Origin of the sequence: Streptomyces sp. NPDC059456 (assembly GCF_042750055.1) — a bacterium.
Lineage (GTDB): Bacteria > Actinomycetota > Actinomycetes > Streptomycetales > Streptomycetaceae > Streptomyces.
Genome location: NZ_JBHYVA010000033.1, coordinates 1 through 26,796, shown reverse-complemented (window position 1 = coordinate 26,796; position 26,796 = coordinate 1). Strand labels below are relative to the sequence as shown.

At 74.9% G+C, this 26,796-nt stretch carries 26 protein-coding genes and 1 pseudogene; 6 read left to right on the top strand and 21 right to left on the bottom strand.

What is annotated here, in order from left to right; all coding sequences use genetic code 11:
- From ACFXA3_RS05495 to ACFXA3_RS05480, 4 genes and pseudogenes are all read right to left on the bottom strand, one after another.
- A pseudogene (locus ACFXA3_RS05495) lies at positions 1 to 312 on the bottom strand (GNAT family N-acetyltransferase); the annotation flags it as partial.
- A 299-nt stretch (positions 313 to 611) separates the two neighbouring features.
- Complete coding sequence (locus ACFXA3_RS05490) at positions 612 to 1,718, bottom strand: acyl-CoA dehydrogenase family protein (protein ID WP_385182305.1); 1,107 nt, start codon at positions 1,716 to 1,718, stop codon at positions 612 to 614.
- Complete coding sequence (locus ACFXA3_RS05485; RefSeq protein WP_385182303.1) at positions 1,715 to 2,902, bottom strand: acyl-CoA dehydrogenase family protein; 1,188 nt, start codon at positions 2,900 to 2,902, stop codon at positions 1,715 to 1,717. Before ACFXA3_RS05485 ends, ACFXA3_RS05490 begins: the two co-directional genes overlap by 4 nt.
- On the bottom strand, positions 2,899 to 3,885 hold the full coding sequence (locus tag ACFXA3_RS05480) for an NADPH:quinone oxidoreductase family protein (protein WP_385182300.1): 987 nt from the start codon (positions 3,883 to 3,885) through the stop codon (positions 2,899 to 2,901). The genes ACFXA3_RS05485 and ACFXA3_RS05480 overlap by 4 nt, the downstream gene beginning before the upstream one ends.
- Positions 3,886 to 4,110: 225 nt before the next feature.
- Between ACFXA3_RS05480 and ACFXA3_RS05475 the strand changes: the two genes are divergently transcribed.
- From ACFXA3_RS05475 to ACFXA3_RS05465, 3 genes are read left to right on the top strand one after another with little or no spacing between them, the layout of a single operon-like run.
- Entirely contained in the window at positions 4,111 to 5,241 is a 1,131-nt protein-coding gene (locus tag ACFXA3_RS05475) for a hypothetical protein (RefSeq protein ID WP_385182297.1), read from the top strand.
- 49 nt (positions 5,242 to 5,290) lie between these two features.
- Entirely contained in the window at positions 5,291 to 6,271 is a 981-nt protein-coding gene (locus tag ACFXA3_RS05470; protein WP_385182294.1) for an SDR family oxidoreductase, read from the top strand.
- A gap of 37 nt (positions 6,272 to 6,308) precedes the next feature.
- Positions 6,309 to 7,112 (top strand): hypothetical protein, encoded by an 804-nt coding sequence (locus ACFXA3_RS05465; protein ID WP_385182291.1) that lies wholly within the window; start codon positions 6,309 to 6,311, stop codon positions 7,110 to 7,112.
- Here ACFXA3_RS05465 and ACFXA3_RS05460 read toward each other — a convergent pair.
- The 5 genes from ACFXA3_RS05460 to ACFXA3_RS05440 form a co-directional block, all read right to left on the bottom strand.
- A complete protein-coding gene (locus ACFXA3_RS05460) occupies positions 7,099 to 7,932 on the bottom strand; it encodes an enoyl-CoA hydratase/isomerase family protein (RefSeq protein WP_385182289.1) in 834 nt (277 codons plus the stop codon). The genes ACFXA3_RS05465 and ACFXA3_RS05460 overlap by 14 nt on opposite strands.
- A gap of 57 nt (positions 7,933 to 7,989) precedes the next feature.
- Positions 7,990 to 8,754, bottom strand: coding sequence for a PIG-L deacetylase family protein (locus tag ACFXA3_RS05455; RefSeq protein WP_385182286.1), 765 nt, complete (start codon positions 8,752 to 8,754; stop codon positions 7,990 to 7,992).
- Between the two features lie 84 nt (positions 8,755 to 8,838).
- Positions 8,839 to 10,143, bottom strand: coding sequence for an alpha/beta fold hydrolase (locus ACFXA3_RS05450; RefSeq protein ID WP_385182308.1), 1,305 nt, complete (start codon positions 10,141 to 10,143; stop codon positions 8,839 to 8,841).
- Between the two features lie 262 nt (positions 10,144 to 10,405).
- Positions 10,406 to 11,491, bottom strand: a complete 1,086-nt coding sequence (locus tag ACFXA3_RS05445) for an S-(hydroxymethyl)mycothiol dehydrogenase (protein ID WP_385182283.1) — start codon at positions 11,489 to 11,491, stop codon at positions 10,406 to 10,408.
- 73 nt (positions 11,492 to 11,564) lie between these two features.
- Entirely contained in the window at positions 11,565 to 12,563 is a 999-nt protein-coding gene (locus ACFXA3_RS05440) for a LysR substrate-binding domain-containing protein (RefSeq protein WP_385182280.1), read from the bottom strand.
- A 71-nt stretch (positions 12,564 to 12,634) separates the two neighbouring features.
- Between ACFXA3_RS05440 and ACFXA3_RS05435 the strand changes: the two genes are divergently transcribed.
- Both ACFXA3_RS05435 and ACFXA3_RS05430 read left to right on the top strand, forming a co-directional pair.
- Entirely contained in the window at positions 12,635 to 13,537 is a 903-nt protein-coding gene (locus ACFXA3_RS05435) for a dihydrodipicolinate synthase family protein (protein WP_385182277.1), read from the top strand.
- A 395-nt stretch (positions 13,538 to 13,932) separates the two neighbouring features.
- Entirely contained in the window at positions 13,933 to 14,676 is a 744-nt protein-coding gene (locus ACFXA3_RS05430; protein ID WP_385182274.1) for a transglycosylase SLT domain-containing protein, read from the top strand.
- Positions 14,677 to 14,706: 30 nt separating this feature from the next.
- On the opposite strand, the gene ACFXA3_RS05425 is transcribed toward ACFXA3_RS05430, so the two are convergent.
- The 12 genes from ACFXA3_RS05425 to ACFXA3_RS05370 form a co-directional block, all read right to left on the bottom strand.
- Positions 14,707 to 15,312 (bottom strand): response regulator, encoded by a 606-nt coding sequence (locus ACFXA3_RS05425; RefSeq protein ID WP_385182271.1) that lies wholly within the window; start codon positions 15,310 to 15,312, stop codon positions 14,707 to 14,709.
- The gene (locus tag ACFXA3_RS05420) at positions 15,309 to 16,541 is read right to left on the bottom strand and encodes a sensor histidine kinase (protein ID WP_385182268.1); all 1,233 of its coding nucleotides are present in this window, start codon (positions 16,539 to 16,541) and stop codon (positions 15,309 to 15,311) included. Before ACFXA3_RS05420 ends, ACFXA3_RS05425 begins: the two co-directional genes overlap by 4 nt.
- A 27-nt stretch (positions 16,542 to 16,568) precedes the next feature.
- Positions 16,569 to 17,291, bottom strand: a complete 723-nt coding sequence (locus ACFXA3_RS05415) for an ABC transporter permease (RefSeq protein WP_385182267.1) — start codon at positions 17,289 to 17,291, stop codon at positions 16,569 to 16,571.
- Complete coding sequence (locus tag ACFXA3_RS05410) at positions 17,288 to 18,259, bottom strand: ATP-binding cassette domain-containing protein (protein WP_385182264.1); 972 nt, start codon at positions 18,257 to 18,259, stop codon at positions 17,288 to 17,290. Before ACFXA3_RS05410 ends, ACFXA3_RS05415 begins: the two co-directional genes overlap by 4 nt.
- 137 nt (positions 18,260 to 18,396) lie before the next feature.
- Positions 18,397 to 19,296: a squalene/phytoene synthase family protein gene (locus ACFXA3_RS05405; protein WP_385182263.1), complete on the bottom strand. Its 900-nt coding sequence runs from the start codon at positions 19,294 to 19,296 to the stop codon at positions 18,397 to 18,399.
- 64 nt (positions 19,297 to 19,360) lie between these two features.
- Complete coding sequence (locus ACFXA3_RS05400) at positions 19,361 to 21,082, bottom strand: protein kinase (protein WP_385182261.1); 1,722 nt, start codon at positions 21,080 to 21,082, stop codon at positions 19,361 to 19,363.
- Between the two features lie 27 nt (positions 21,083 to 21,109).
- Positions 21,110 to 22,726, bottom strand: coding sequence for a peptide-N4-asparagine amidase (locus tag ACFXA3_RS05395; protein ID WP_385182258.1), 1,617 nt, complete (start codon positions 22,724 to 22,726; stop codon positions 21,110 to 21,112).
- Positions 22,727 to 22,812: 86 nt separating this feature from the next.
- Entirely contained in the window at positions 22,813 to 23,295 is a 483-nt protein-coding gene (rraA, locus tag ACFXA3_RS05390; RefSeq protein WP_385182255.1) for a ribonuclease E activity regulator RraA, read from the bottom strand.
- Positions 23,296 to 23,366: 71 nt separating this feature from the next.
- On the bottom strand, positions 23,367 to 23,633 hold the full coding sequence (locus tag ACFXA3_RS05385) for a GlsB/YeaQ/YmgE family stress response membrane protein (protein WP_376199729.1): 267 nt from the start codon (positions 23,631 to 23,633) through the stop codon (positions 23,367 to 23,369).
- 93 nt (positions 23,634 to 23,726) lie between these two features.
- Positions 23,727 to 24,062 carry a hypothetical protein gene (locus tag ACFXA3_RS05380; RefSeq protein WP_385182252.1) on the bottom strand — a complete coding sequence of 112 codons (336 nt, stop codon included), beginning with the start codon at positions 24,060 to 24,062 and terminating at the stop codon, positions 23,727 to 23,729.
- A gap of 5 nt (positions 24,063 to 24,067) precedes the next feature.
- Positions 24,068 to 25,000 carry a hypothetical protein gene (locus tag ACFXA3_RS05375; protein WP_385182249.1) on the bottom strand — a complete coding sequence of 311 codons (933 nt, stop codon included), beginning with the start codon at positions 24,998 to 25,000 and terminating at the stop codon, positions 24,068 to 24,070.
- A complete protein-coding gene (locus ACFXA3_RS05370) occupies positions 24,997 to 25,830 on the bottom strand; it encodes a phosphatase PAP2 family protein (protein WP_385182246.1) in 834 nt (277 codons plus the stop codon). Before ACFXA3_RS05370 ends, ACFXA3_RS05375 begins: the two co-directional genes overlap by 4 nt.
- 186 nt (positions 25,831 to 26,016) lie before the next feature.
- Here ACFXA3_RS05370 and ACFXA3_RS05365 point away from each other — a divergent pair, with 186 nt between their 5' ends.
- The gene (locus tag ACFXA3_RS05365) at positions 26,017 to 26,685 is read left to right on the top strand and encodes a TetR/AcrR family transcriptional regulator (protein ID WP_385182243.1); all 669 of its coding nucleotides are present in this window, start codon (positions 26,017 to 26,019) and stop codon (positions 26,683 to 26,685) included.
- Positions 26,686 to 26,796 lie beyond the last annotated feature (111 nt).

Genomic DNA, 26,796 nt, shown 5'->3' with positions numbered 1-26,796 from the left:
CACCATGAGCTTGCGCAGCTCGGCGCGGTGGCGGCCGTTGGGCTTGGCCTCCCGGTACCAGCTGACGGTGCCGTCGAGACGGCCGTCTGCGGCGCGGGAGACCCAGAGGGCGAGCGAGCCGTCCTCGACGGCGGGGGCGAGGGAATCCCACCAGGCGGCCGCCCCGGCGCGGTCGAGGCCGGCGAGGAAACCGAGGGAGGAGCCACCGCGGACCACGGCGACCAGGAGATCGGCGAGTTCGTCGCGGTGGGCGGCCAGCCGGGCGGCATCGAGCCGGGTGACGACGGGGATCACGGGGATCACAGGGATCATGCGGAGAGGATAGGCACCGGCCGGCGGCCCGCCGGCGGCCGCCCCCGGGCAGGGGGTACGCCTCCTCGGCCGGCGGGGGGCGGCTCCCCGCAGAGCGCCTCGCGCACGACCCCGCCGCACCGCACGCCCCGGCCGCACCGCACGCCCCGGCCGTGCGGCCACCGCTGCACGGGGCCGGCACCGCCCCGCCCCGTCACCGTTGCCCGTGGCTCCGCCCCGTCCCCCCGCGCGCCCGGGTGCCGCGCACCGGCGACGGGGGCCGCGCCCCGATCACTCGGCCCGGCCGCGGGCGACGCCCCCTAGGGGGAGGGGAGTTCGGCGAATTCCGCCACCAGGGATGCGTGGTGGCCCGGGGTGCCCAGGGCGAGGGCGTCGGCCTTGGCCCGCTTGAGGTACAGGTGCGCCGGGTGCTCCCAGGTCATGCCGATGCCGCCGTGCAGCTGCACGCACTCCTCCGCCGCGCGCACCGCGACCCCGGAGCAGTACGCCTGGGCGACGGCCACCGTCAGCGGGGCGTCGGGGGCCCCCGTGGCGAGCGCGTCCGCCGCGGCGCGGGCCGCCGCGCGGGCCGAGGCCACGTCCAGCCACAGCTGCGCCAGCCGGTGCTTGAGCGCCTGGAAGGAGCCGACGGGCCGGTTGAACTGGTGCCGGCCGCGTACGTGCCGCACCGTTTCCGTCAGGCACCACTCGGCGAGCCCGAGCTGTTCGGAGGCGAGCAGTCCTGCCCCCGAGAGCAGCGCTCCGGCGACCGCCGCACGGGCCGTCGCCGGGTCCGCGAGCCGGGTTCCGGCGGCCGCGTCCAGCGTCACGGTGGCCAGCGGGCGGGTCAGGTCCAGCGGCACCAGCGGCGTCAGTGCGGCTTCCGCCGCGGGGACCGCGTACAGCCCGGTGTCCGCGAGGACCAGCAGCACGTCGGCGGCGACCGCGTCCGCCACCGAGGTGACCGTGCCCGTCAGTGCGCCGCCCCCGGTGCCGCGCACCGCGGCCGGCAGCGCTGCGCCCGGGGCCTGTGTCAGCGGCAGCGCGGGTGCGCACACCTGCCGGCCCGTGGCCAGCTCCCGGAGCAGTGCGGTGGCCTCCGGCGTGTCGCAGCCCAGCAGGATCTCCGTGGCGAGCACCGCGCTCGTCAGGTACGGGACCGGCGCCACGGCCCGCCCCAGTTCCTCCAGGACCACGGCCGCCTCCCGGTGCCCCGCGCCCTGGCCGCCGAGCTTCTCCGGCACGAGCAGTCCGGCGGTGCCGATGTCGGCGGCGAGGGTGCGCCACAGTTCCGGGTCGTGCGGCCGGCCGGTCTCCGCCCGGGCGAGGACGGCCGCGGGTGCGCACCGGTCCGCGAGCAGCGCCCGTACGGCGGAGCGGAGTCCTTCCTCCGTGTCCGAGTACAGCAGGTCGAAGGCAGTGCTCATCGGGCCAGGTCCTTCCAGGCGAGGTCCTTGTCGTCGCGCGGCTCGCCGGGCAGGCCGAGGACGCGTTCGGCAACGATGTTCAGGAGGATTTCGCTGGTGCCGCCCTCGATGCTGTTGCCCTTGGCGCGCAGGTAGCGGTATCCGGCGTCGCGGCCGGTGAAGTCGACGAGCTCGGGCCGGCGCATCGTCCAGTCCTCGTACAGCAGCCCCTCCTCGCCGAGGAGTTCCACCTCCAGGCCGCTGATCTCCTGGTTGAGGCGGGCGAAGGTGAGCTTCATCCCGGACCCTTCGGGGCCGGGCTGCCCGGCGGCGAGCTGCTGGCGCAGCCGTTCGCCGGTGAGCCGGGCGACTTCGGCCTCGACCCACAGTCGCAGCAGCCGCTGGTGCAGTGCGTGGGTGCGCAGCCCGGGCCGTTCGCGCCAGGCGGCGGCGACGGGCGCGATCATGCCGCCTTCGCGCGGGATGCGCATGCCGCCGATGGAGACGCGTTCGTTCATGAGGGTGGTGCGGGCGACCTCCCAGCCCTGGCCCACGGCGCCGAGCCGGTGGCCGTCGGGGATGCGGACGCCGGTCAGGAAGACCTCGTTGAACTCGGCCTCGCCGGTGATCTGGCGCAGCGGCCGGACCTCGACGCCGGGGGCGTGCATGTCGCAGAGGAAGTAGGTGATGCCCTGGTGCTTGGGCAGCGCCGGGTCGGTGCGGGCGATCAGGATGGCCCAGCGGGCGGTGTGGGCGCTGGAGGTCCACACCTTCTGTCCGTCGACGATCCAGTCGCCGGAGCCGCTTTCGCGGACGGCGCGGGTGCCGAGTGCGGCGAGGTCGGAGCCGGCGCCGGGCTCGCTGAAGAGCTGGCACCAGACCTCGTCGCCGGCCCACAGGGGGCGCAGGAAGCGCTGCTTCTGCTCGTCGGTGCCGTAGGCGAGGATCGTGGGGGCGGCCATGCCGAGGCCGATGCCGATCCGGCGGGGGTCGTTGTCGGGGGCGCCGGCGGCTTCGAGTTCGGCGTCGACGACGGCCTGGAGGGTACGGGGGGCGGCGAGTCCGCCGAGGCCCTCGGGGTAGTGGATCCAGGCGAGGCCGGCGTCGAAGCGGGCCCGCAGGAACGCGGCGCGGTCGGTTTCGGCGGGCGGGTGCGCGAGGAGCAGGTCCCGTACGCGCGCCACGAGTTCTTCGGAGGTGATCACCGCGAGCCGCCTCCGTTCAGGGCCGGTACGACGACCAGGCGGCCGGTGGTGGCCCCGTCGGCGAGGCGCTGGACGGCGTCGGCGGCTCCGGCGAGCGGGACGCGTTCGCTGACCAGCGGTGTGATCGCGCCCTCGGCGGCGAGCCGGGTCAGCTCGGTGTGGCAGGCGGCGATGGAGGCGGGGTCCTTGGCGGCGTACAGGCCCCAGTGCAGGCCGAGGACGGCGTAGTTCTTCACCAGGGCGTGGTTGAGGGCGGGGGCGGGGATGGTGCCGCTCGCGAAGCCGACCACGACGATCCGGCCCTCGAAGGCCACGCACTTGGCGGAGGCGGTGTACGCGTCGCCGCCGACGGGGTCGTACACGACGTCGGCGCCGTGCCCGCCGGTGAACTCCTTGACGCGGGCCGCGATCCCGCCCGCCTCCTCGCTCGTCCGGTCGATCACCAGGTCGCAGCCGAGTTCTTCCGCGGTGCGCACCTTGGCCTTGCCCCCGACGACCCCGATGACGGTGGCGCCGGCGGCCTTGCCGAGCTGGACGGCGGCGCTGCCGACCCCGCCGGCGGCGGCGTGCACGAGCAGGGTCTCGCCGGCCTGGAGGCGGGCCCGGCGGTGCAGGCCGAACCAGCCGGTCTGGTAGCCGATGTGCAGGGCGGCGGCCTCGGCGTCGTCGAGGGACTCGGGGGCCGGCAGCAGGGCGCGGGCGGGCGCGGTGACGTACTCGGCGAAACCGCCGTGCGGCAGGCTCGGGTTGGCGATGACGCGGCGGCCGTCCTCGGTCTCGCCGCAGATCTCGACGCCGGGGGTGAAGGGCAGCGGCGGGCGGATCTGGTACTGGCCGCGGGCGAGCAGCGCGTCGGGGAAGTTGACGTTCGCCGCGAGCACCTTCAGCCTCACCTCGCCCTCGCCGGGCACCGGTTCGGGGACCTCTTCGAGGCGCATGACCTCGCGGGGTTCGCCGGGGGTGTGTACTCGCCATGCCTGCATCCGGGGCCTCCAGCCGCCGTCGAGGAACCACGCTCCGCGGAGCATACTAAGCAGTCGCTTGCCTCTCTGGGAACCGCTGGGCCGGGCGGAGGGGCATCCGGACCGAATCAACACGGGCCATTCCGGCCACTCGGGCACCACCGTCAGGCAACATGTGGCGTGCACGTGTCATGAATCAACGGGGAACAGCACCTGTCCAGGGGGACCCACCACATGAGAAGAAGCATGTCCGCGGCCGCTGCCGCCGTCGTTCTCGCCGGTCTGATCACGGCGGCCGTCCCGGCCGCGGCCGCCGGGACGGCGTGCACGCCGGACATCCTGCGGCTGCCGGCCCTCGCGGCGGGCCCCTCGCCGGCCTACGGGTCCGTCCGCGCCTTCGGGGCCGGCGGCCTGCTGGCCGGCGAAAGCGTCGGACTGCCCGCGTACTGGACGGCCGACCACGCGGTGCACGCCGTCCCGCTGCCCGAGGGCTTCGTGTCCGGCGAGGTCGTCGGTGTGAACGCCAAGGGCCTGATGGTGGGCACCCTCCGGCGGGCCGGTGCGCCCGACACGCCGTACGGGTTCACGTACCAGAAGGGTGCGGCGGCGGTCCGGCTGATCGGCGGGGCGGCCACCGCGAGCACGGTGGCGGACGTCAACGACGCGGGCCGCTCCGTCGGCATGGAGGGCGGCGTCGCCAAGGAATGGCTGAACGGCGCGGTGGTGCGCGAGCTGCCCGTGCCCGCGGACGCCCACCCGGGCACCAGGATCGTCTCGGTGAACGGGATCAACGCGCGCGGGGACATCGTCGGCACGGCGCAGACGTCCTACGCGGAGGACGACCAGCTCAGGGGGAAGAGCTTCCCGGTCGTCTGGCCCGCCGGGGGCGGATACCCGCCGTACAGCCTCCGGGTGTGGACCGAGGACGACCGGACGGTCTGGACGGCCGCGGCCGGCATCGACGACCGGGGCCGGGTCATCGGCCACGAGGACCGCAGCCACCGCGACTGGCAGGAGCGCAAGCCGGCCGTCTGGAAGAAGCCGTACGACGCCCTGCCGAACGACCCCGGCCGGGTCACGGGCTACGACCACCTGACCCTCGACGGGCTCAGCCCGGCCACGAACGTGGCCGTCGGCTCGGCCGTCACCTTCGTCGAGGGGTACGCCAACTTCGTCCACGCCGCGTACTGGCCGGGCACGGGAGCCCCTCTGGCCCTCCCCCACCCCGCCGGCACCGGCCCGGACTCGCGCAGTTCGGCGTACGCGGCCTCGGACGACGACCGGGTGGGCGGCACGTTCTACGACTGGGAGACGATGAAGGGCACCGCCGTGGTGTGGACCTGCGCGAGCAAGCAGGCGTACGCGCCGCAGAAGTGACCCCGCCGCGGGCATGGTGATCTCGGCGCCCGCGCGCTATCGATGCCCCATGACGGACGAGATCCCGCCCGGCCCGACCGGGCTGCCCGCGCCGCCGCCGCTCGGGTCCGCCGCCCTGCCCGCCGGTACGTACGCGGGGCAGGTGGTCCTGGTCACCGGCGGCGGCTCCGGGCTGGGCAAGGCGATCGCCGCCGAGTTCGCCCGGCTCGGCGCGGACCTGGTGATCGCCGGCCGGCGCGCCGAGCGGCTGGGGGCGGCGCAGCGGGAGCTGGCGGCCGTCCCCGGCGCGGGCCGGGTGACGGCCGCGGTCTGCGACATCCGCGACCCGGAGCGGATCGCGGAGGTCTTCGACGCGGCGGAGGCGGCGCTCGGCCCGCCCGACGTCCTCGTCAACAACGCGGCCGCCAACTTCCCCTGCCCGGCGGAGGACCTGTCGCCCAACGCCTGGCGGGCGGTCGTCGACATCACCCTCACCGGCACCTGGTTCATGACCCGCGAGTTCGGCCGCCGCCACCTCGCCGCCTCGGCGCCCGGGTCCATCGTGAACATCGGCGCCTCGTACGCCTGGACCGGCGGGCCCGGCTTCGCCCACAGCGCCGCCGCCAAGGCCGGTGTGAAGAACCTGGTGGAGACGCTCGCCGTCGAGTGGGGCCCGTACGGCATCCGGATCAACGGGCTCGTCCCGGGCCTGTTCCCGCACGCCGACATGACCGAGGACATCCGCGCCGGCCTGGACCGCGCCGCGCCCGACGCCCGGGCCGGCCGGGACGCCCGGGCCAGCCGGGACGCCGGGGACGCCGGGGACGCCCGGGACGCCGGGGATGCCCGGGACGCCCGTCAGCCCGCCCTGCGCGTCGGCGCCCCGCGCGAACTCGGCTGGGCGGCCACCTTCCTGGCGTCCCCCTACGCCCGGTTCATCACCGGCCACACCCTGGTCGTCGACGGGGCGAACTGGCAGCGCCGCTCGCTGGTCAACCCGGAGGTGGTGCCGGTCCGCGCCCAGCTGGGCCGCGGCCCGTTCAGCCCCTGAGCGGCCGGCTGTGGGTGGCGGGTGCGAGGATCCCGTCATGTCCCTCGCCGATCTGACCCTCGACCACTGGTGCTCGCTCGACGCGGCCGCCGCCGGGCGCATCGCCCGCGAAGCCGCCGCTCAGGCGGACGGCCGACTGGTGCTGCTCGACACCGTGGAGCACCTGGGCCGGCCCCTGCACCGCGTGCGCATCGAGCGCGAGGGGCGGGAGTTCGCCCTCGTACCCGGCGGCCCGGTGCGGCTGGGGTTCGACCTCGATGCCTGGGAGCCGACGCCCGCGCAGCGCGCCGACTACGCCGAGAGCGTGGCCGAGGGGTACGGGTACGGGCACGACACCCTGGAGGGGCATCTCGCCGAGATGCTCAGCCCATCGCGGACCACGGCGCTCGCCGCGGTGCTCATGGCCGTGGAGGGCGAACCGCTGACCGAGTGCCCGGCCGGCACCCCGGCCGCGCTCGCCGCGCGCGGGCTGCGGATGCCGGGCCCCGACGAATGGGAGCACGCGTGCGGGGCCGGGGCGGGCACCCTGTTCCGCTGGGGGAACGAGTGCCCCCTCGACGAGCCCTCGTACGGGGGCGGCAGCGGCGTACGGCTCCGACGGAACGCGTTCGGGCTGCACATCGCGTACGACAGCTACGGCACGGAGCTGAGCACCGACCCGGCCGTGGTGCACGGCGGGGACGGCGGCGAGGCCGTCTGCGGCGGCTACGGCGACCTGCTCGCCTGGCTGCCGCTGGCCACCGCCCACCGCAACCCGTCGGCGGCCGAGTTCGCGTACGGCCCGGACGGCGAGGGCATGTTCGAGGAGTTCTCGACCCGGCCCGTGTTCAGCCTCCGCTGAACCGCGGCGGCCGCCGGGCCGCCTTGGCGCCGTAGCCCTCCCGGCAGTCCTCCGAGGTCAGGGTGAGGGCCGCCGTCATCGCGACGCGGTCCAGGGCCGGGGCGAGCGCGGCGTCCGCGTAGGCGTCGACCGCCCGTTTGATGCCCTGGACGGCGAGGGGCGCGTTGGCCGCGATCTCGGCCGCCAGCGCGCGGGCCGTGGCGTCCAGATCGGCTCCCGGCACGACCAGTTGGACCAGGTTCAGCCGGTGCGCCGTCGCGGCGTCGACGCGACGGCCGGTCAGCGCGAGGAACTTGGCCCAGCCCGCGCCCGCCTCACGGGCGATCCTGAGGTCGCCGCCCGCGTCCACCGCCACGCCCAGCTGTGCCTCCGGCAGGGCGAAGACGGCGTCCTCGGCGGCGACGCGCAGGTCGGCCATCAGGGCCAGCTCGAAGCCGAAGCCCAGGCAGTGGCCCTGTACGGCGGCCACCACCGGCTGCGGCAGCCGGGAGAGCACGGCGAAGCGCTCGTGGACCCAGCGGATGCCCTCGTAGTAGTTGCGGGTCCGCTCGGCGGCCGTAGCGCCCGTGATGGCGCCGCCGGGGGCGGTCACGTCGATGCCCGCGCAGAAGGCGCGGCCCTCCGCGCGCAGCAGGACCGCCCGCACCTGCGGATCGAAGCGGATCCGGTCCGCGAGCAGGCCCAGCTGGCGGGTGGACTCCCAGCTCCAGCCGTTGAGCCGGTCGGGGCGGCAGAGGGTGAGGACCGCGATGCCGTCCGCGGTCTCCAGACGGATGCGCTCCTCCCCCTCCGGGACCTCGTTGCCGATGGTGTCGATCACCGAGCCGGTCCGCCCTCCCGCCGACAACTGATGGGCCGTCAGCTTAGGGGGTGGGGCTCAGCGCGGGAAGACCTCGAAGGTCACCGCCGGACGGCCGCCGAACCGTACGGAGGCCTGCTGGGCCATGCCGGTGAGGAAGGTGCGGCAGTACTCGTGCGGGTCCTGGTCCGTGAGCACCTCGATGTACGCCTTGTGCTCCATCAGCGAGGCGATCGCACGCTCCATGCCGGGACCGGCGTCCGCCGCGTGCGTCGGCGTCGAGGACCCCGCCACCGCGACCCAGCGCACTCCGTTCCACGGCTCCAGGCCCTGCTCGGAGATCAGCTCGGGGAAGATCCACCGGTTGCCGGCGTCGGCGGCCGCATCGAGGACCGCCCGGCCGACGGCCTTGTGGTCGGGGGTGTTCCAGAAGCCGCCGCCGCCCTGGCCGCCCCACGTGTCACGGTGGTTGAGCGTGACGAGCAGTTCGGGGCGGTGCCGGCGGATCGCCGCGGCGATGTCCCGGCGCAGCTCCAGGCCGTACTCGACGATCCCGTCGCGGTGGTCGAGGAACTCCACGGTGGACACTCCCACGACGGCGGCGCTCGCCCGCTGCTCCGCCTCGCGCAGCGGGGCGCACTCCTCGGGCGGGATCGTGTCGATGCCGGCCTCGCCGCGCGTGGCCAGGACGTACACGACCTCGCGCCCGCCGTCCGTCCAGTCCGCGATCGCCGCGGCGCCGCCGTACTCCAGGTCGTCGGGGTGCGCGACCACCGCGAGGGCGCGCTGCCAGTCGGTGGGCATGGGCTCCAGGGGTGCGGGCTGATCACTTTGTTCGGTCATGCACCGCACGATAGCCGCGCTCCCCGGTCCGGGATGCCGAGATCCGCTGCACCGCACCGCACCGCACCGCGCGGTGCGGTGCGGTCAGGCGTCGTCGCGGACCAGGGCGAGGAGGCGGTCCAGGACCCGGGGGCCGCCGGCGCGGACGCCGTCGTGCTCGAACTCGTCGGTGACCCAGGTGCGCAGGCCCCGGATCGACGCGGCGGTGTGCAGGGAGTGGGCGGTGTCCACGTACAGGTCGTCGTGGTAGACCGCCGCGGCCACCGGCACCTCGTTGGCCGCGAGCCGGACCGGGTCGTACAGGGGTTCCCAGCCGGTACGGGCGGCCACGCGCTCGGCGGTCTCGCGCAGCGGGGCCAGCGCGGGGTCGGTGGTGAAGTGCCAGGGGTGGATGGTCTCGCCGGTGAACAGCAGCGGCTCGTCTCCCGCGAGGGTCTTCGCGGCGTCGAAGCCGGGGTGGCCGGCGCGCACCCGCTCGGCGGCCCAGGCGGTGGGCGCGGCCGGGTCCTGGGCGTAGATCGGCTCGTGGAGCAGGGCGTACAGGGGGTGCGCCGCGAAGGAGAGCAGCCCTTGGAGCGCCTCCAGGAAGGCGTCGGAGAGGGCCGGGCCCGAGGAGGTCGGGACGAAGGCGTCCTCCAGCAGGTGGTGCAGCTGGTGGCTGCCGTCGCCGGTGCCGAGCAGGATGCCGAGGGACTGGAACGCCTCGACGGTGAGCCGGTGGCCGCCCGGGAGTTCGGCCGGGCCCTGTGCCAGGTGCGCGGCGATGCGGCGGGCCCGCTCGACGTCCATCGGGTAGCGGGCGTAGTGGGCCCGGTTCTTGCGCTCCATGCGGGGGTAGGCCGCCTCGTACACCTCGTCGGCGGTGGCCGTGAGGGACGGCAGGCCGCCGGTGATCAGGGCGGCGGTCAGACCCTCGGGGGCGGTGGAGAGGTAGTGGGTGGTGCAGAAGCCGCCGAAGCTCTGCCCCAGCACGGTCCAGGGCGCGCCGCCGGTGAGGGCGGGGCGGATCGTCTCGGCGTCGCGCACGATGGAGTCGGCGCGGAAGTGCGCGAGGTACGCGGCCTGCTGCCCGGGGGTGCCGCGCAGGGGCAGGGTCTGCCGGTTGAGCGGGGTGGAGCGGCCGGTGCCGCGCTGGTCGAGCAGGAGGACCCGGTACTCGGTCAGGGCCCGTTCCAGCCAGGCCTGCCGGCCGATGAAGCGGCGGGCGCCGAAGCCGGGGCCGCCCTCCAGGTAGAGCAGCCAGGGCAGGGTCTCGGGGTCCTTGCCGGTGGCGACGACCTCGCGGGCGTACAGCTCGATGTGCTCCCCGTCCGGGCGCGCGTGGTCGAGCGGGACGGTGAAGCGGTGGTCGGCGAGGACGACACCGGGCTGGCGGTAGCGGTGGTCGATGGTCACGAACGGCCCCTGGGTGTGCGGCAGCCCCGGCCGGAGGCCGACCGGGGCACGGGTCTGACGGCCCGGCCGAGTCTAGGGCCTGGCCGATCACGGGTACGGGGGCGCCTCGGCCGGGCCCTGCCGGACGCTGCCGGGCCGGACGGCGGGGGGGGAACGGGCGCCCTGCCGCTCGGCCCGGGGGGAACGGCGCCGGCCCCGACGCGCGGGCGCCGGGGCCGGGTCGGGCCGGGTCAGGCCGTGTCGGGTGCGGGGCGGTCTAGAACTCGACGACCGAGCGGAGGACCTCGCCGCGTTCCATCCGGGCGAAGGCGGCTTCGACGCCGTCCAGCGGGATGGTCTCGGACACGAACGCGTCGAGGTCGAGGCGGCCCTGGAGGTAGAGGTCGATGAGGAGCGGGAAGTCCCGCTCGGGCAGGCAGTCGCCGTACCAGGAGGACTTGAGGGCGCCGCCGCGGCCGAACACGTCGATGAGCGGGAGTTCGAGCTTCATCTCCGGCGTCGGCACGCCGACCAGCACGACGGTGCCGGCGAGGTCGCGGGCGTAGAAGGCCTGCTGGTAGGTCTCCGGCCGGCCCACGGCGTCGATGACCACGTCCGCGCCGTTTCCGCCGGTGAGGCCCTGGATCGCCTTGACGACGTCCTCCGTGCGGCCGTTGACGGTGTGGGTGGCGCCCAGGCCGCGCGCCCACTCCAGCTTCCGCTCGTCGAGGTCGACGGCGATGATGCGGCCCGCGCCGGCGAGGCGGGCGCCGGCGACGGCCGCGTTGCCCACTCCCCCGCAGCCGATGACGGCGACGGAGTCGCCCCGTCCGACGCCGCCGGTGTTGAGCGCGGCGCCGAGGCCGGCCATGACCCCGCAGCCGAGGAGTCCGGCGGCGGCCGGGGCGGCCGCCGGGTCGACCTTGGTGCACTGGCCGGCCGCGACCAGCGTCTTCTCGGCGAAGGCGCCGATGCCGAGCGCCGGGGACAGCGGGGTGCCGTCCTCCAGGGTCATCGGCTGGGTGGCGTTGTGCGTGTTGAAGCAGTACCAGGGGCGGCCGCGCTTGCAGGCCCGGCAGGTGCCGCACACCGCACGCCAGTTGAGGATGACGAAGTCACCGGGCGCGACGGAGGTGACGTCCGGGCCGACGGACTCGACGATCCCGGCGGCCTCGTGGCCGAGGAGGAAGGGGAACTCGTCGTTGATGCCGCCCTCGCGGTAGTGGAGGTCGGTGTGGCAGACCCCGCAGGCCTGCACCTTGACCAGGGCCTCGCCGGGTCCCGGGTCGGGCACGAGGATCGTCGTCGTCTCCACCGGTGCGCCCTTGCTCCGGGCGATGACCCCTCGTACGCGATGCGTCACGTCGTACCCCGCTCTGGTCGGATCTGTCTGGATCAACGAACGTACACGGGCGCGGCGGCGGAGGGGAGTTGTGTCACGCCGAGGAACCCGGAGTGGCGAGTTCCGGTGGTACGGCGGCGCGAAGTGCCGCTCCGAAGGCGGCGACGGCCGGGTGCGCGGCGGCCCCGCTGCGGAAGGCGACCTTCGTGCGGCGCTCCATGAGGAGCCGGGTGAGGGAGACGGCCGGGTCGGCGGGCTCGACGACCCCGAGCTGCGGGACGACGGCGACGCCCTGACCGGCGGCGACGAGGGCGAGCACGGTGGGGAACTCGTCGACTCGGTGACGGATCCGCGGGGTGAAACCGGCCGCCTGGCAGGCCCGCACCGCCATGGTGTGGCAGAGGGTGCCGGGGGTGGCGGTGATCCAGGGGGCGTCCGCGTGGGCCCGCAGCACGGCACCCTGGTCCGGGGCGGGGAGCCGTCCGGGGAGCCCGGGGACCTGGCCGGGGCTTCCGGCCGGGGCGGGGGCCGCGCCGGGGGCCGCGGCCCCGGTCGGGGCGGTCGCCGGGGCCGCCAGGTACATCGCCTCGCGGTAGAGCGGCTGCGTGGCGAGCCCCGGTTCCGGCGGCGCGGGGACGAAGTCGTACTCGTGGACCAGGGCCACGTCCAGGTCCCCGGCGCGCAGGGCGTGCGCGACCGCCGCCGGATCGGTCTCCGACACCATCGGCTCCAGCCCCGGGTGGCGCCGGGACAGGGCGATCAGGGCGGCCGGGACGATGGCCCGGCCGGCGGTGGGGAAGGCTCCGATGCGCAGTGCCCCGGCCAGGCCGCTGCGTGCCTCGGCGAGATCGGCGTCGGCCTGTTCCAGCCGCTCCAGTACGGCCTCGGCGTGCCGGACCAGGTTCTGCCCGGCCGGGGTGAGCCGGACCCGGCGCCCGGTGCGTTCGAGCAGCGGCAGGCCCGCCTCGCGTTCGAGGACGCCGAGTTGCTGGGACACGGCCGAAGGGCTGAAGGCGAGGGCCTCGGCCACGGCGGCGATGGTTCCGCGGCGGGCGAGTTCGCGCAGCAGGCGCAGTCGTCGTACGTCGAGCATCGGCTCAGCTTACGGTTCGGGTAAGAAACGCGAACTGGATTTGGCGCTCGGGGCGGATGAAGCTCGGGGGCATGGCACAGGACCTCTCCCTGCACGGGATTCACGTACCGCTCGTCACGCCCTTCACGCACGCCGGGGACGTCGCCGCCGACGCCCTGGAGTCGCTCGCCCACCAGGTGCTCGACGAGGGCGCCACCGGGATCGTCGCCCTCGGCACCACCGGCGAGGCCGCCACCCTCGACGCGGCCGAGAGCGACCTCGTCACGGACGTCTGCGCCCGGGTCTGCCGGGAACGCGGCGCGGCACTGACCGTGGGCGCCGGGGCGAGCGGCACCGGCGCGGCCGCGGCGGCGCTCGGGCGGCTGGCGAAGTGGCCCGAGGTCGGGGCGGCGATGGTGAGCGTGCCGTCGTTCGTACGGCCCGGGGCGGCGGGGGTGCTGGCGCACTTCGCCCGGCTGGCGGAGCTGAGCCCCGTACCGCTGGTCGTCTACCACATCCCGTACCGGACCGGGCAGCAGCTGGACGCGGCCACGCTGCGGGCGCTCGGGGAGCTGCCCGGGGTGGCCGGGATGAAGTACGCGGGCGGCGGGATCGGCGAGGAGGCGGTGGAGCTGCTCGGCGGGCCGACGGAGGGGTTCGCGGTGCTGGCGGGCGACGACGTGTACGTGTCCCCGCTGCTGGCGATGGGCGCGGCGGGCGGGATCCTGGCCTCGGCGCACCTGGCGACGGCGCGGTTCGCGGAGCTGGCGCAGGCCTGGCGGAGCGGCGACGTACCGCGGGCCCGGGCCCTGGGGCACGGCCTGGCGCGGCTTTCGGCGGCGCTGTTCGCCGAGCCCGGTCCGGCGGTGCTGAAGGGGGTGCTCCACGCCCGGGGCCGGATCCCGACGCCGGACGTCCGGCTGCCCCTGCTGCCGGCGCAGAGGGCGACGGTGGCGACGGCGCTGGACCGGCTGGCGGAGCTCCCGACCGGGTAGGCCGCGCCTTTCGGATCATGGCGGTCATGCCGGGAAGCGGCCCCTGTGGGCGGTTCGCAAACAACGGGCGAGATGCCCGAATCAGGCACGGCTATGGGCGACTTGTCCGTTTCCCTGGAGGGCTTTCGGGACCCGTGATGTGAGTCACTCGAATAGGGACAACATCATTTATACGGAACCGACGATTCCCTTTTCCCGGAAAGGAATTTCGGCATTCCCGGAAGACGCCTCCAAGGTCGTTTCCGACCCCGGAACAGGGAAGTCGATCACCGGGTGGAATTCCAGCCTTGTTCCGGCCCGGCGGGCTCGCTTACGGTCACGTCGTTCCCAGCGGGCAGCGGCCCGGACCGGCCGCCGCCAGGGATCCCCCGCACCCGCACGTGAGGAATTCCGCCATGCCCGGACTCGGTAAGCACCGTCGGCCCAAGCAGCGCCCCATCGCCCGCAAGCTGGCCTTCGCCGGCACCGGTGGCGCCGCCCTCGCCCTGCCGCTGATCAGCGCGACCACGGCCGGGGCGGCCGTCACGCAGCCGGCCGCGGCGCCCGCCGCGAAGACCGTCACGCTGCCCGCCGTGAAGCCGGCGGTGGAAAAGACGGCGGTCCCGCTGACCTATTCCGTGACCGTCGGCGACACGCTTTCGAAGATCGCCGTGGAGCATGCGGTGAACGGCGGCTGGCAGGCCCTCTACCAAGCCAACCGGAGCGCCATCGGGGCCAACCCCTCGGTGATCCGCCCCGGGCTGAAGCTGAGCCTCGGCGCGGCGGCCAAGGCCGCCGCCGCGAAGGCGACCGCGGTGGCCAAGCCGACGGCTTCGTACGCGAACAACCTCGACGGGTGGATCCGGCAGTCCCTGGACATCATGGCCAAGCACGGAATCCCCGGCAGCTACAACGGAATTCTGCGCAATGTGATGCGGGAGTCCTCCGGCAACCCGCTGGCCATCAACAACTGGGACTCCAACGCCGCCGCCGGCATCCCCTCCAAGGGCCTGCTCCAGGTCATCGACCCGACCTTCCGGGCCTACCACGTACCCGGAACCGCCCTGGACTCGTACGACCCGGTCGCCAACATCACGGCCGCCTGCAACTACGCGGCGGCCCGCTACGGCTCGATCGACAACGTCAACGGCGCCTACTGACACCGGCCCCGCGGGCGGGCATCGCGGGGGCTACAGCCAGCCCTGGCGGCGGGCCGCGCGGACGGCCTCCATGCGGTTGCGGGTGCCCGTCTTGCCGATGGCCGACGACAGGTAGTTGCGCACCGTCGACTCCGACAGGTGGACCTTGGCCGCGATGTCGGCCACGGTCGCCCCGTCGACGGCGGCGTTCAGCACGTCGCTCTCGCGCGCCGTCAGCGGGTTGGGACCGGCGCTGAGGGCCGCGGCCGCCAGTGCCGGGTCGATCACGGTCTCCCCGGCGAGCACCCTGCGTACGGCTGCGGCCAGTTCCTCCACCGGCCCGTCCTTGACCAGGAACCCGGCGGCGCCCGCCTCCATCGCCCTGCGCAGGTAGCCGGGGCGCCCGAAGGTGGTCAGGATCAGCACGCGGCAGCCGGGGCAGCGCGTGCGCAGCTCGGCGGCCGCGTCGAGCCCGCTGCGGCCCGGGAGTTCGATGTCGAGCAGGGCCACGTCCGGCCGTGCCTCGAGCGCGGCGGGCACGATCTCGTCCCCGGCGCCGACCTGCGCCACGACCTCGATGTCCTCCTCCAGCCCGAGCAGCAGGGCCAGCGCTCCGCGCATCATGCCCTGGTCCTCCGCCAGCAGGACCTTGATCATCGATGCTCCTCGTGCTCCGGTTCGGCCGGCTCCACGGGGAGTTCGGCGGTGACCCGGAACCCGCGGCCCGGGCCCGGGGCCGGGCCGCCGGCCAGGGTGCCGCCGGCCACCGCGAGCCGTTCGGTCAGGCCGGTCAGTCCGCTGCCCGGCGGGGTCGAGCCTACGCCGTGCCCGTTGTCGGTGATCACCAGGCTGACCCGTTCCGCGGAGCTCCGCACCTCGATCTCGCAGGTGGTCGCGCCGCTGTGCCGGATGGCGTTGGTCGCGGCCTCGCGGACCACCCAGCCCAGCAGTGCCGCCGCCTGCGGGGGCAGCGGGGGCCCGGACTGCCGTACGACGGGCTCGATCCCGGCGGCGGTCAGCGCGCCGCGGGCCCGGTCGAGCTCGGTGGCGAGGCTGGCCTCGCGGTAGCCGGTGACGGCCTCCCGGATCTCGGTGAGGGCCTGCCGGCCGACGGACTCGATGTCGGCGACCTGCGCGAGCGCCGCGTCCATGTCCCGGGGGGCGATCCGGCGGGCGGCCTCCGACTTCACGACGATCACCGAGAGGGTGTGGCCGAGCAGGTCGTGCAGATCGCGGGAGAAGCGCAGCCGTTCCTGGTCCACGGCGGCCCGCGCCAGTTCCTGCCGGGTCTCACGCAGTTCCTTGACCGTCTCGGACAGGGCGAGGATGGCCGCGGTGACCATGCCGGACAGGAAGGTCCCGTACGCGATGCCGAGGGTGTCCCAGCCCTCGTCGAGTCCGGCGATCACCCCGGCGAGGCCGGTGACGACGAACATCACCGGGCCGAGCTTGCGGCCCCGGACCACCGCGCCGGTGGCCAGGCCCCACAGCGGGAAGAACAGCAGCCAGTTGCCCCCGTACGCGAGGGCGAGGGTGCAGGTGACCGCGCCGAGGGCGACCAGGCACCAGCGGGTGCTCGCGGCCTCCCGGGCCTGCCGGTGGAAGGCGCGGAACACCAGGGTGATGTAGAGGGAGTTGAAGAGCAGCAGGCCGAGGGCGCCGATCCAGGGGTTGGGGGTCTCCCCCTTGATGACGTTGGAGATGGCGCCCATGCCCAGCAGCAGCCACGGCAGCAGGGCGAAGGCGTTGGGCGGACCCATCGGGCCGCGGCCGTAGTCGGGGGCGTCGCCGCAGGCCTTGCGGCGCTTCTCCTGCGCCCGCCATTCGGCTTTGCGGACCTCCCATTCGGCCTTCCGCGCCGCCCTGCTGCCACGCCTGTCGCGCATCGTCATTCCCGTTCCCCGCTCCATGCGTCACACCGTCCTCGCGGACCGACGGTACGAGAGCACCGCGTAGGAGCCGAACAGCAGGGCCCATGCCGCGAGTACGGCGACGGCGACCGGGCCCGGGGCGGCGCCCTCGGCGAGGGACTGGCCGATCTCGGCGAAGCGGCGCGTGGGGGTGAAGCCGGAGAGGGAGCGCAGCCAGTGGGGGAACAGCTCGGTCGGGAACCAGAGCCCGCCGACGACGGAGAGCGCGATGCTGCACGCGACGTTGACCACGCCGGTGGTCTGGGCGGTGAGCCGGTACCCGTTGCCGATGCCGAGCAGGGTGAAGGGGAGCGCGCCGAGCCACAGGACGAGGGCCACGGCGGCCCACTCCCAGGCCGCGAGCCGGACGTCGTTGACGAGCGCGCCCGCCACGAGCACGGCGGCGACGGCGGGCAGCACGGTCACCGAACCGGTCAGGGCCCGGCCGACCACCACCTGGCGCGGGGTCATCGGGGTGATCCGCAGCTGCCGCAGCCAGCCGATGCCCTTGTCCTCGGCGACGCCGCTCCCGGTCGACAGGGCAGCGCCGAGGGCTCCGTACGCGGCCATGGCCACCATGGAGCCCGTCTTCCACCGGGCGTCGGCACCGTCGCCGAGGTTGGTGAAGAGCAGGTACATCAGCACCGGCATGCCGATGCCGAAGACGACGAAGGAGGTGTCGCGCAGGGTCCGGCGGACTTCCAGGCCGACGTAGGCGGTGATCATCGGGCGCTCCCGGCGGTGGTGTGGGCGTGGTGGTCGGTCAGGGCGAGGAAGGCGTCGTCGAGCGAGGGCGCGGTGACCTCGATCCCGCGGACGGCGCCGAGCCCGGCGAGCGCGACGACCGTCGCGTCCGGGTCCTCGGTACGCAGCCGGGCACGGTCCGCGCGCACCTCCACGGAGACCACCCCGGGCAGGGCCGCGAGCCCCTCGGTGGGGCGCCCGGCCAGGTCGACGCAGACCAGCGACCCGCCGGCGGCGCGGCGCAGCTGCTCCCCCGTGCCGTCGGCGACGATCCGGCCGGCGTCGACGACCACGATCCGGTCGGCGTGGGCGTCCGCCTCCTCCAGGTAGTGCGTGGAGAACAGGACGGTGTTGCCGCGCCGGGCGTAGCCGCGCATGGACGCCCAGAAGGCGCGCCGGGCCTCCACGTCGAGGGCGGCGGTCGGCTCGTCGAGCACGATCAGCTCCGGGTTGCCGGCGAGGGCGACGGCGAAGCGGACGCGCTGGGCCTGGCCTCCGGAGAGCCGGTCGATGCGGCGGCCGGCCAGTTCGGTGAGCCCGGCGAGCTCCAGCGCCTCGTCGACGGGCAGCGGAGCCGGGTAGGTGCGGGCCACGAAGGCGATCAGCTCGCGCACGGTGATCCGCGGTACGGCGCGCCCCTCCTGGAGCAGGGCGCCCACCCGGCCGTCCCGGACAGCCTGCGCGGGTTCCTGGCCGAAGAGCCGCACGCTGCCCGCGTCGGGTTCGTTCAGGCCGAGCAGCAGGCTGATGGCGGTGGACTTGCCGGCGCCGTTGCGGCCGAGCAGGGCGACCGTCTCGCCGCGCCGGACGTCGAGGTCGATGCCGGTGACGGCGCGGACGGAGCCGAAGGCCTTGGCGGCGTGCCGGAACCGGATGGCGGGCTCGGCGTCCGGTGGCTGCGTGGTCTGCGTGGTCTGCGTCCTGCGGACCGGCTGCGTCGTCTGTGTCATGCCCACCACGCTAGGGACCGGGGCGGTCCCCCCGGCAGATGCGCATGTACGGACCCCGCCGGTACAAATGTCCCGGCCGCCTCCCGGCTGCCTCCCCGCCGTGCCCGGCCCGCTCCGCCCGGGCGGGCCGGGGCGGTTCAGTGCCGGGTGCGGGCGCGGAGCAGGGTGCGGACGGGGGCCGCCAGGCCGTACCCGACGTCCTTGCGCAGGGCCCGGACGCCGGCCCGTTCGACGGCGGCCAGCTGGTGGCCCATCAGCTCCGTCATGGTGGCGATCACCGGGCGCAGGCCCGGCTCGACCAGGCCGAGGATGCCGTCGGTGGCGTCGAGTGCGGCCTTGGCGCGCCGGGTTTCGTCGGCGAGGAGTGCGCGTACGGCCGGGGTGTCACGGGCCTGTTCGAGGTCGGCCCGGGTGACGCAGTGCTCGGCGAGGCGGGCGCGCGGGAGGCAGAGCCGGCCGGCCGCGAGGTCCCCGGCGAGGTCGGCGAGGAAGTCGACCCGCTGGGCGGCGTCGACGAACCGGCGCCATGCGGCGGCCTGTTCCGCGTCGGGTCCGCCCTGGTACTGGAGTCCGGTGAAGACCAGCACTCCGGGCCATGCGTAGGCGTCGAGGTAGGACTGGAAGTCCTCCTCGGTCCCGAAGCCGTCGAAGCAGGCCTCGGCGGTGGCGGCGCCGTCCAGGAACCGGGTGACCCAGTGCTCGGGGAGCCCGCGGGCCGCGACGGCGTGGGCGTAGGCGCGCAGCAGCGGGTCCGGGCCGTCGCCGGTCCTCAGGGCGGCCTCCACCTGCCCGGTGAGGACGGCCAGACCGGCGGAACGTTCCTGCGGGGTGCCGGTCTCGGCGACGTCGTCCACCCGGTTCATGAAGGCCACCCCCGCCGCCAGCCAGGGCACCAGCGGCGGCGCGGCGAGCAGGCGCAGCGTCAGGTACGGGGCCGGCTCGCGGCGCAGCACCCGGCGGGCGACGCGCGTGTAGTCGTCGCGCAGCCGGGGGTCGTCGATACCGGCCGCCGTCAGGGTGGTGCGCCAGCTGGGCATGGTGGTGGTACTCCTCGGCCGTGGGTCGTACGCGCGTGCGGCGCGCGCGTACGGGTACACGATGTCAGGAGCGGTAGACCTTCTTCACGTTGCCCTGGGTGTCGGCGTAGACGTAGCCGCCCTGGCCGTATTCGTCGGTGAGGTAGGGCCGCATCGACGGGGTTCCGTCCATGAGCCAGGGTTCGACGATGACGTAGCGGGAGGTCGGTTTGGCCACGCCGAGTTCCTGCTTGGCCTGGTCGAGCAGGCCGGGCAGGGCGTCCCAGTTGACGGTCGCCATGTCGATCAGCGGTTCGTCCGCCTCGATGGTGCCGCCGGGGCCGGTGCGCTTGGCCTCGCCGTCGCGGTACTGGTAGCGGTCGTAGGTCTTGGCCCCCGGGGCGGTGGGGACGGAGGCGAGCACGTACTCCTCGTAGACCGTCATCTCCACGAACTGGGTGGTACCGGACTTCTGCTTGAGCGCTTCGAGGGCGGTCCGCACGTTGGCGGGGGTGAGCAGACTGCCCTTGGGGGCGGCGACCGGGCTGCCGTTCGCCTTGGGGGTGCTCGCCTTCGCGCCGGGCGTGGCCGCGCCGGAGGCGGTGGCGCCGCCGCCCTTCGCCCCGCCGGTGTCGCCCTTGTCGTCGGAGGTTCCGCCGGGGAACCCGTTGACGAGCCCGATCACACCGCCGGCCAGGACCACCGCGAGCAGGCCGCCGATCAGGGCCGGGCGGCGGCGCGGGGTGCGCGCCGCCGGGACGGGCGCGGTCGTCGAGTACGGGGAGCCGCCCCCGGGGGTGAACGGCGCGGACGGCGCGGACGACGCATAGGGGTTCGGGATCTGCGGCTGCCGGGGCGGGGTGTGCGGGAGCCCGGACGGCACGGTCCCGGACTGCGGGCCCGGCGGACCGTACTGCCCCAGGACCACCGGGGGCACGACCGGCGTGGCACCGCCGGCGAGAGCACTGCTCGCGTCCCGGAGCAGCTGTTCCAGCTGTGCCGCGTCGGGCCGTACGGACAGGTCCCGTACGAGCAGCCGCTCCAGTACGGGCCCCAGCGGGCCGGACCGCACGGGCGCCGGGATCGGGTCGTCGAGCACGGCGACGACGGTGGCCAGGCTGGTGGCCCGGCGCAGCGGGTGGGTCCCCTCCGCGGCCACGTAGAGCAGCATGCCGAGCGACCACAGGTCGGAGGCCGCCAGCCCCTCCTCGCCGCGCGCGCGTTCCGGGGCGATGTACTCCGGCGAGCCGATGAGCACGCCGGTGGAGGTGAGGGCGGTGGAACCGTGCAGGGCGGCGATGCCGAAGTCGGTGAGCACGGCCGAGCCGTCGGGGCGCAGCAGCACGTTGGCCGGTTTCACATCGCGGTGCAGCACCCCCTCGGCGTGCGCGGCCCGCAGCGCGGACAGCACGTCGAGGCCGAGCCTCAGCACCTCGGCGACCGGCATCGGCCCCGATTCCAGTTTGTCGTGCAGGGAACCGCCCTTGACCAGCTCCATCACGATCCACGGGTGCCCGTCCGTGCCCTCCGCGGGTTCCACGATGTGGTGGATCGTCACCACGTGCGGGTGTGCCAGCCGCGCGAGCGCCCGCGCCTCGCGGACGGCGCGCTCGCGCAGCTGGACGGTGAGTCCGGGGGTGGCGGCGGCGGTCGCCGGGTCCGGCGGGCGCACCTCCTTGAGGGCGACGTCGCGGTGCAGTGCGATGTCGCGGGCGCGCCACACCGTGCCCATGCCGCCGGCGCCGAGGGGCGCGATCAGTTCGAAGCGGCCGTCGACCAGCTGTCTTTCGGCCTCACTGTTGTCCATGGCCGCACATCGTAGGCGCAGCCTCTGTCAGCAGCGTCGGCGGTCCACCGTCACCGTGCCCTGGGCCGTGGCCAGCGTGCGGTCGTAGCACCCGCCTCCCGGTTGCGACCCGTACAGCTGGTAGTGCTCGGAGCTGGTGCCGACCGCGTGCCGCTGCTCGCGCGGCACGTTCGCCGTGTAGCTCGCGTCTCCCGTGTACCGGTCGTCGAGCCGGGTCCGGTCCACGGTCCGGCCGCCGCGCAGGGTGGTCGTCTCGGCGCGGTCGCCGAGCGCGATGACGGTGCGCAGCCGGTCCCCGGCACCGAGGGTGGTCTCGCCGTCCATCGTGTAGGTGCGCGCGGTGCGGACGGTGGTGGAGCCGCGGGTGACGTTCTCCTCGTCGGTCCAGGTGGCGGTCAGGGCGTCCTGGTCCTCGCCCTCCGTCCAGCGGTGCACGGAGGTGTTGTGCACGGTGCGGGTGACGGTGGTCGTGACCCGGCCGTGCGAGGTGTCGAGCCGGCCCGCGACGGTCAGGCGGTGGCCGCCTTCGGTGTCGAGGCGGTGCTGTGCACCGGGCGCGGCCGGGGTCCAGTGGGTGGAGCCGGCCGGTTCGCCCTCCTCGTGCCGGGTGAGGGCGCCGGTCACGACGGCCCGGCCCTCGTCCTGCCACAGCAGGAGGTTCGTCGGGGTGCTCCAGCCGCTCTGCCCGGCCGGGACGCCGGCGACGGCCACCTCGATCCGGTGCGGCCGGCCGTCGTTGAGGAGGGCGGCGTAGGGGGTGAGGTCGTAGACGACCGGCTGGACGTCGAAGGCGCGGGGCGCGGGGGTGACGTACCAGAGGAAGGGGTTGGACCAGCCGCCGGTCCACACGGTCGGGAAGGGGGCCGCGATCCCCGCGAGCCGGCCGTCGACGGATATCCGCACCTCGCGGTAGGGGCCGTCGGCGGCCTTGCAGGAGTACGGGGCGGCGTCGGGGGTGGTCATGTACCAGTACTCCTCGCAGCCGCCGCCGGAGCCGGTGGCGTACACCTCGGCGAGGAGCCGCTCGGTGTTGCGCGGGGTGGTGACGACGGGGCCGGTGAGCGGCAGGACCCGGTCGGGGGTGTCGGGGGCGGGGGCGCGGCGGTCCCGGTCGGCGGCGTAGAAGGTGAGGGTGGCCTTGACGTCGATGACGCCGGTGTACGTGTCGTCGACGACGTTGCCGATCAGCATCTCGACGGGCTGCGGCCGGCTGAGGGTGTCGCGGTAGCGGGTGACGTCCTTCTCTACGGACCACGTGATGCCGTCGGGCGAGGGCTCGGGGGTGGAGGTGCGCAGGATCTCGACGCCGCCGAGGGAGAGGTGGCCCAGGCGGTCGTACTGGCGCCCCTTGACCTTGCCGTCGAGGCGCAGGACGACCTTGGCCCAGGCACCGCCGCATGCGGCCGGGGGCGCATAACTGCCGGTGTACGGGGTGTAGTCGCGGAACTGCGCCTCGGCGACGGTCACTTCGCAGGACCTGGTCGCGGGGCGGGCGACGGGCGGGGCCGCGGTGAGGGGGTCGTGCCAGTCGGTACCGAACTCGGCGGGCGGCTCGGCCGCGGCCGCGGGTCCCGCGGCGCCGGCCAGGGCTGCCGCGGCGAGGGCGAGCGCGCCGAGCAGGCCCGTGATCCTGTGTCGTCTCATGGCCCCGCAGTGAATCCCGCCGGGCGGGGACGGCACCAGGGCTCCCGGCCCTCCCCTGGCCTGAATTCGCCCCGCCCGGTGCGGGGTCAGGCGGTGGGGAGGACCACCGTGCCGTCGTCGTCGGCGTGCACCAGGTCTCCCGGGCGGAAGGTGACGCCGCCGAGGGTGACCGGCTCGTCGACCGCGCCCGCGCCGGTCTTCCCGCTCTTGCGCGGGACCGTGCCCAGGGCCTTGATGCCGAGGTCCAGTCCGCCGAGGGCGACGCTGTCGCGGACCGCACCGTTGATGATCATGCCGGCCCAGCCGTTGCGCTGCGCCGCCGCGGCGATGAGGTCCCCGGAGAGCGCGGTGCGCAGGGAGCCGCCGCCGTCGACGACGAGGACGGCGCCCTCACCCGGCGTGTTGATCAGCTCGCGCAGCAGCGCGTTGTCCTCGTGACAGGTGACGGTGCGCACCGGGCCGGCGAAGAGGCGGCGCCCGCCGAACTGGCGGAACTGCGTGGTGCAGACGGCGAGGCTCTCGCCGTGCTCGTCGTACAGGTCGCTGGTGGGGACGGGGGTGACGCTCATGTGGTTCGGGGCTCCTCGCAGTGCGTACGTCGCGGCGTGCGGCCCCAGCGTATGCGGGGCGCTCGCGCCGCTCAGTCGCGGGAGTTGCCGAACAGGATGCGGTAGCCGATGAGCAGCACCAGCGAGCCCGCGATCGCGGCGCCCCAGGTGGCGGGGTCGTAGAAGTCGTGCCCGATGGGCTTGTCCAGGAACTTCGCGGACAGCCAGCCGCCGACGAAGGCACCGGCGATGCCGATCAGCGTGGTCCCGATCAGGCCGCCGGGGTCACGGCCGGGGAGCAGGACCTTGGCTATGACGCCGGCCAGCAGCCCCAGGACGATCCAGCTGACGATCCCCATGGTCGTTCACTCCGCTTCGCTCATGTTCCGGTGCGCGTTTTCCCTGTGTGCGCGTTCTCACCGGGGAGGACGCGCACGACGGCGAAACGGTTCTCAGCTGCGGCGGGCCCGTACGAGCGCGACGCCGGCGACCATCACGGCGGCCGCCGCGAGGCCGCCGCGCGAGCGCCGCGCGAGGAGCGCCCGGGTCGACCGGTGGGAGAGCACGGAGCGGTGCGACTGGGCGGAGAGCACGGAGCAGACCGATTGCGCGGAGAGCAGCGAGCCCGTGCTCAGCCACGAACCCGCGGAGCCGATGGAGAAGGCGGAGCCGACGGAGCCGACCGACAGCACGCTGCCGACGGAGCCGATGGACAGGACGGAGCCCGCCGATCCGATGGACAGCACCGATTTCCTGGACCAGAGCGAGAGGAACGATCCGTCAGCCATGGGCGTCATGCTGCCACACGGCTGATCGGCGCGGCGGCCGCAACCGCGTCCGGAGCCGCGGCGCAGGCGGTTGCGGCGGCGGGTGCGGTGCCGGGCGCGGGTGCGGTGCCGGGCGCCGCCGCCGGGGAGGTGCGGGTCAGCAGCAGCACGCCGCGCGCCGCCGCGAGCGCGCCGCCCACCGCGAGCAGGAGCCCCACGGCGCCGCCCTGGATGCGCTCCCCCAGCAGGACCATGCCGATGGCGGCCGCCGCGAGCGGGTTGGCCAGGTTGACCACGGCGAGCGGCGCGCCGAGCCCGCCCCGGTAGGCCCGCTGCGACAGCAGCATCCCGCCGACCGCGAACACCACGACGAGCAGGGCGACGGCGACGACCCGCACGCTGAGCAGGGCCCCGCCGCGACCGCCCGCGACGGCCACGGTCTGGGTCAGGGCGGAGGCCACGGCGGAGGCCAGCCCGGACGCCGTCGCGTGCCGCAGCCCCGAGTGCACGTCCCGGCGTACGGTCAGCAGCACGATGGCGGCGGCGGTGGCCCCGGACACGGCGAGCGCTTCGGCCAGGGTCAGGGTGTCGTCGGGGGCCGGTCCGGACGCCGGGAGCAGGAGCAGGCCGAGCCCGGCGACGGTGGCGAGGGTGCCCCGCCATTCGGTGGCCGCGACCCGGCGGCCGGCTCCGCGGGCCCCGAGCGGGACGGCGGCGACGAGGGTCAGCGCGCCGAGGGGCTGGACCAGGGTGAGCGGGCCGTAGCGCAGGGCGGCGGCGTGCAGCAGGGCGGCGCCGGCGTTGAGCCCGGCCGACCACCACCAGGCTCCGTTGCCGAGCAGGGCGCCGGCGCTGCGGGCGACTGCGGCGCGGGCCAGCCGCTCCTGGGCGACGGCGGCGGCCGCGTAGGCGACGGCGGAGGCGAGGCAGAGCGCGACGGCGAGGGCGGTGGCGTTCATCGGCCGGCCCCCACCGGCTCGGCCGCTTCCGCGTTCCGGGGCCGCGGCAGGTGCCGTACGACGGGCAGCGATCCGGTACGCGCCCGCGGGCGCGGGACGATCAGCAGCGCGCCGCCCAGCAGCACGGTGGCGACGACGGCGTCGAGCCAGTAGTGGTTGGCGGTGCCGACGATCACGAACAGGGTCAGCAGCGGGTGCAGCAGCCAGAGCAGGCGCCGGCGGGACCGGGTGGCGGCGATCATGCCGAGTGCCAGCATCAGGGCCCACCCGAAGTGCAGTGAGGGCATGGCGGCGAACTGGTTGGCCATGGTGTCGGTGGCGGGCGCGGCCCGGTAGACGGAGGGTCCGTAGACCTGTGCGGTGTCCACGAGGTGCGCGGCGGCCAGCATCCGGGGCGGTGCGAGCGGGAACGCCAGGTGGAGCACGAGGGCGGCGCCGGTCAGGACGGCGAGGGTGCGCCGGGCCCACAGGTAGTGGGCGGGCCGGCGCAGGTACAGCCAGATCAGGAAGAGGGCGGTCGCCGGGAAGTGCACGGCCGCGTAGTAGGTGTTCGCGGTGTGCACGAGCGCGTCACCGGCGCCGCCGCTGCCGGCCCCGTGCAGGAGCAGGCGCTGGACCGCGCCCTCGCCGGGCAGGTGCAGGCTGCGCTCGGCGTCCCAGATCCGGCCGGCGTTGCGGAAGGCCTCGTCGGTGCGGTCCGTGGAGAGCATCCGGCCCGCCTTGTAGACGGCGAACAGGCCCGCGACGAGCAGCAGCTCGCGTATGAGGCGGCGCCGCTGCCCGGTTCCCGGGCCGGCGGCCGGCCCGTCAGGTGTGGTGTGGGAGCTCATTTCCCCCGCTCTCTCTTCCTGCTGTGCTCGTGCGGCGGCCGGCGGGACCGGTCGGGGCGTACATCGACACGCCAGTGTATCGATACATTCGCGTATCGATACGGGGGTGTACCGATACGCTTGCGTTCCCGTACACTTTTTCCACGGAACCATCCGCCGCGGAGCCCCCGAGGAGAGCCGCCCACCATGACGTCGACGCCGCCCGCCGCGCGCCGCTCCAAGATCACCCCGGAGCGGGTGCAGGAGTTCTACGACGCCGTCCTGGAGATGCTGCGCGAGAACGGGTACGAGGCGCTGACCATGGAGGGCGTCGCCGCCCGGGCCTGCTGCGGGAAGTCGACCCTCTACCGGCAGTGGAAGACCAAGCCCCAGCTGGTCGCGGCCGCCCTGCGGGCGAACCGGCAGGGCACGCTGGTCGCCGTGGACACCGGCACGCTCGCCGGCGACCTGCGCGAGGCCGCCCGGATCGCGGCCGGCAACTCGGGACGCGACACCCGGCTCACCCAGGCCCTCGGGCACGCCGTGCTCAGCGACGAGGAACTCCAGGCGGCGCTGCGCGAGGCGCTCGTCGAACCGGAGCTGGCCGCGTTCGACGCGATGGTGGCGCGGGCCGTGGCGCGCGGCGAGATCGCCGCGGACCACCCGGCCGTGGAGTTCCTGCCGGCCCAGCTGATGGGCGTGCTGCGCATCCGGCCGGTGCTGGAGGGGCGGTACGCCGACGCCGACTACCTGGTCCGGTTCGTCGACGCGGCCCTGCTGCCCGCCCTGGGCCTGGCAGCCGTACCGGCACCACTCCCGGCCCCCGGCCCCGCATCCGTCCCGGCCCCCGGCCCGGAACCGGACAGGGCCCCCTGAACCGGTGGGCCGCCGTCACCGATGACCGGACGGCGACCCGCCCGCGCTGCCTCGTGGGGACGGCGGCAGCGCGCCACCCGGACGGGGCGGTGGTCACTCACTCGAGGGAGC

Excerpts from the sequence above, each read along its gene's own strand:
- ACFXA3_RS05370 (WP_385182246.1), bottom strand. The coding sequence starts at position 25,830 with ATGAGCTCCCACACCACACCTGACGGGCCGGCCGCCGGCCCGGGAACC.
- ACFXA3_RS05365 (WP_385182243.1), top strand. The coding sequence starts at position 26,017 with ATGACGTCGACGCCGCCCGCCGCGCGCCGCTCCAAGATCACCCCGGAG.
- ACFXA3_RS05375 (WP_385182249.1), bottom strand. The coding sequence starts at position 25,000 with ATGAACGCCACCGCCCTCGCCGTCGCGCTCTGCCTCGCCTCCGCCGTC.
- ACFXA3_RS05395 (WP_385182258.1), bottom strand. The coding sequence starts at position 22,726 with ATGAGACGACACAGGATCACGGGCCTGCTCGGCGCGCTCGCCCTCGCC.
- ACFXA3_RS05425 (WP_385182271.1), bottom strand. The coding sequence starts at position 15,312 with ATGATCAAGGTCCTGCTGGCGGAGGACCAGGGCATGATGCGCGGAGCG.
- ACFXA3_RS05400 (WP_385182261.1), bottom strand. The coding sequence starts at position 21,082 with ATGGACAACAGTGAGGCCGAAAGACAGCTGGTCGACGGCCGCTTCGAA.
- ACFXA3_RS05415 (WP_385182267.1), bottom strand. The coding sequence starts at position 17,291 with ATGATCACCGCCTACGTCGGCCTGGAAGTCCGCCGGACCCTGCGCGAC.
- ACFXA3_RS05470 (WP_385182294.1), top strand. The coding sequence starts at position 5,291 with ATGACGGACGAGATCCCGCCCGGCCCGACCGGGCTGCCCGCGCCGCCG.
- ACFXA3_RS05480 (WP_385182300.1), bottom strand. The coding sequence starts at position 3,885 with ATGCAGGCATGGCGAGTACACACCCCCGGCGAACCCCGCGAGGTCATG.
- ACFXA3_RS05490 (WP_385182305.1), bottom strand. The coding sequence starts at position 1,718 with ATGAGCACTGCCTTCGACCTGCTGTACTCGGACACGGAGGAAGGACTC.
- rraA (WP_385182255.1), bottom strand. The coding sequence starts at position 23,295 with ATGAGCGTCACCCCCGTCCCCACCAGCGACCTGTACGACGAGCACGGC.
- ACFXA3_RS05410 (WP_385182264.1), bottom strand. The coding sequence starts at position 18,259 with ATGACACAGACGACGCAGCCGGTCCGCAGGACGCAGACCACGCAGACC.
- ACFXA3_RS05475 (WP_385182297.1), top strand. The coding sequence starts at position 4,111 with ATGTCCGCGGCCGCTGCCGCCGTCGTTCTCGCCGGTCTGATCACGGCG.
- ACFXA3_RS05440 (WP_385182280.1), bottom strand. The coding sequence starts at position 12,563 with ATGCTCGACGTACGACGACTGCGCCTGCTGCGCGAACTCGCCCGCCGC.
- ACFXA3_RS05405 (WP_385182263.1), bottom strand. The coding sequence starts at position 19,296 with ATGCCCAGCTGGCGCACCACCCTGACGGCGGCCGGTATCGACGACCCC.
- ACFXA3_RS05465 (WP_385182291.1), top strand. The coding sequence starts at position 6,309 with ATGTCCCTCGCCGATCTGACCCTCGACCACTGGTGCTCGCTCGACGCG.
- ACFXA3_RS05420 (WP_385182268.1), bottom strand. The coding sequence starts at position 16,541 with ATGCGCGACAGGCGTGGCAGCAGGGCGGCGCGGAAGGCCGAATGGGAG.
- ACFXA3_RS05385 (WP_376199729.1), bottom strand. The coding sequence starts at position 23,633 with ATGGGGATCGTCAGCTGGATCGTCCTGGGGCTGCTGGCCGGCGTCATA.
- ACFXA3_RS05435 (WP_385182277.1), top strand. The coding sequence starts at position 12,635 with ATGGCACAGGACCTCTCCCTGCACGGGATTCACGTACCGCTCGTCACG.
- ACFXA3_RS05455 (WP_385182286.1), bottom strand. The coding sequence starts at position 8,754 with ATGACCGAACAAAGTGATCAGCCCGCACCCCTGGAGCCCATGCCCACC.
- ACFXA3_RS05430 (WP_385182274.1), top strand. The coding sequence starts at position 13,933 with ATGCCCGGACTCGGTAAGCACCGTCGGCCCAAGCAGCGCCCCATCGCC.
- ACFXA3_RS05380 (WP_385182252.1), bottom strand. The coding sequence starts at position 24,062 with ATGGCTGACGGATCGTTCCTCTCGCTCTGGTCCAGGAAATCGGTGCTG.